The following is a 2,300-nucleotide window of genomic DNA, read 5'->3' as shown; positions in this document are numbered from 1 at the left end:
GTGCAGGGTCCGTGGGTGCAGGGGGCAGGAAGGCAGGGGTCAGACGCCCGGCTGCCGCGCCGGCTCGCACGGCGCCTCGGCCGCGGTCGGCGCCGCCTCACCGGCGGGCGCCGGCCGGTGGCCGGTGTCCAGGACGCGCGAGGTCAACAGGATCACCAGGCCGGCGAGCGGCACCACGGTCAGGCCGAGCCGGATCGAGTGGGCGTCCGCGATCAGCCCCACCACGGGCGGCGAGACCAGGAAGCCGATGCGCATCAGGAACGCGGCCACGCTGATGCCGACGCCCGGCGAGAGGCCCGGCACCTCGTCGGCGGCGTGCAGCGCGGCCGGGATCAGCGTCGCGATGCCCAGACCGGCGAGGCCGAAGCCGACGATGGTGCTCGGCACCGAGGGCCACAGCAGCGCCGCGCCCATCCCGGTGACCACCAGGACACCGCCGATCCTGGCCGTCGTCCGGTCGCCGAGCCGCTGGACCACCCGGTCGCCGAGCAACCGGCCCACGGTCTGGGTGCCCTGGAGCGCCATGAAGGCCAGCCCGCCGACGAACGGGCCGGCCGCCAGCTCGTTCCGGAGGTACACCGCGCCCCAGGAACTGGGCGCGTCCTCCACGACCACGGTGGCCGCCGTCATCAGCCCGAGCACGGCGAACGCCACCAGCACCGGCCGGCTCAGCCAGACCCGGCCGGCGCTCGTGGCGCCGGCGGCGGACGCCGCGGCCGGTTCGCGCTCGGCGTCGTCGGGTCCCGGCAGCAGGAACCGCGAGGAGACCAGGGCCGAGGTCACGGCGACCGCGCCGACCAGGCAGAGGTGGACGACGAGCGGCAGCTCGAACTGCGCGGCCGCCGCGCCGGTCACGCCGCCCAGCACCGCCCCGACGCTCCACAGCCCGTGGAACGCGTTCAGTATCGACCGGCCGTAGCGCCGCTGCACCCGCATCCCGTGGGCGTTCATCGCCACGTCGTTGGTCCCGTCGAGGCCGCCGGCGACGAAGATCGCGGCGCACAGCACGGCGAAGCCGGGCGCGGCGCCGACCAGGACGATGTTGACGCCCATCAGCACCTGGCTGACCACCGCCGTGCGCGCCGAGCCGAATCGTTTGATCAGCGGCCCGGCGGACAGGCCGAGCACCAGCGCGCCGAGCGGCATGGCGGCGATGGCCGTGCCGAGGGCGGCGTTGGAGAGGCCGAGCTCGGCCTTGATCTCCGGATAGCGCGGGACGACGTTGGAGAAGACGAATCCGTTGACGAAGAACAGCGCGGCGACGGCGAGCCTGGCCCGCACGGGCCGGGTGCCGTCGGAGGCGGTGCGGGACATCGTGTTCTCCGATGGGCGCGAGCGGGGCGGGCGACGGGCATGCTGAGGAGGGCCGCGCCCGGTGGCGCGCCCCGCCGGAGTGTACGTCCGCCCCGCACGCCCGGGCCACGGGATTCTCGCCCCGCGGCACGGGCGACGCGGGGTCACCCCCCGAGCCTCAGCCCCAGATGGCCTCGGCCCACTCCGGGTGGTCGACGAAGGGGTTCCGGTTGCCCTGGTACTCGTCGTGGATCAGTTCGTTGCGGCGCTCCTCGAAGGCCGACGGCGGGTCGAGCTCGTTCCACTCCAGGAGGGTGGAGAGCCGGCCGTGGAGGGGGCGGCTGCCGTTGTTCACCGCGTCGTTGAGTTCGAGGTCGGCGAAGCCGTCCCCGCCCTCGTAGCGCACCGCCATGTAGAAGAGCATCCTGGCGATGTCGCCCTTGTCCTGGTCGCGCGGCTCCCAGGAGTCGGAGTCCGTGTAGTTGCCGGGGGCGTTGGAGACCGGTGAGCCGCCGTCGTCGAAGTCCTTGTTCCCGCGCGAGCTGTTGACCTGCACGTCGGCGGCGCGCAGGTGGTGGACGTCGGTGCCGGGGCCGCGCCCCGTGCCGAAGTCCCCGTGGGACTGGGCCCAGACGTGCTCCCGGTTCCAGTCGCCGACGTTGCCGCCGTTGCGGTCGGCGGAGCGCGACTGGCCGGTGTAGAGCAGGACGACGTTGGCGGGGTTGGCCGGGTCCTGGTCGGTGTCCTTGAGCGCGTCCCAGACCTGGGCGTAGGTGAGGGTGGTGACGCCGGTGCTGACGATCTCGTGCAGCGCGTCCTTCAGCGCGTCGCCGCTGAGGCCGAGCGCGTCCTCGTAGTAGGCGTCGTCCAGGGCGGCGGCCGCGGGCGCGGCGGCGGGCGCCGGCTGGGCCACGGTCGCGGTGGCGAGCGGCAGTGGGGATATGAGGGCGATGGTGACGGCGCCGGTCAGCAGGGTCCGGTGCATGGGGGGCCTTTCGGGGTGGTGG

2 protein-coding genes are annotated in these 2,300 nt (G+C 74.3%); both read right to left on the bottom strand.

The annotated features are described in order from the left end of the window. Positions 1-39 precede the first annotated feature (39 nt). Positions 40-1,314, bottom strand: a complete 1,275-nt coding sequence (locus E1283_RS35515) for an MFS transporter (protein ID WP_132822282.1) — start codon at positions 1,312-1,314, stop codon at positions 40-42. Positions 1,315-1,471: 157 nt separating this feature from the next. Next, complete coding sequence (locus E1283_RS35510; protein WP_132822281.1) at positions 1,472-2,278, bottom strand: endonuclease I family protein; 807 nt, start codon at positions 2,276-2,278, stop codon at positions 1,472-1,474. Between the last annotated feature and the right edge of the window lie 22 nt (positions 2,279-2,300).

Source organism: Streptomyces hainanensis, from assembly GCF_004348415.1.
Taxonomy (GTDB): Bacteria; Actinomycetota; Actinomycetes; order Streptomycetales; family Streptomycetaceae; genus Streptomyces; species Streptomyces hainanensis.
This window is presented reverse-complemented; position numbering and strand designations above follow the sequence as displayed.

What these genes read in the sequence shown, in the direction of transcription:
- E1283_RS35515 (WP_132822282.1), bottom strand. Translation starts at nt 1,314, where the DNA reads ATGTCCCGCACCGCCTCCGACGGCACCCGGCCCGTGCGGGCCAGGCTC.
- E1283_RS35510 (WP_132822281.1), bottom strand. Translation starts at nt 2,278, where the DNA reads ATGCACCGGACCCTGCTGACCGGCGCCGTCACCATCGCCCTCATATCC.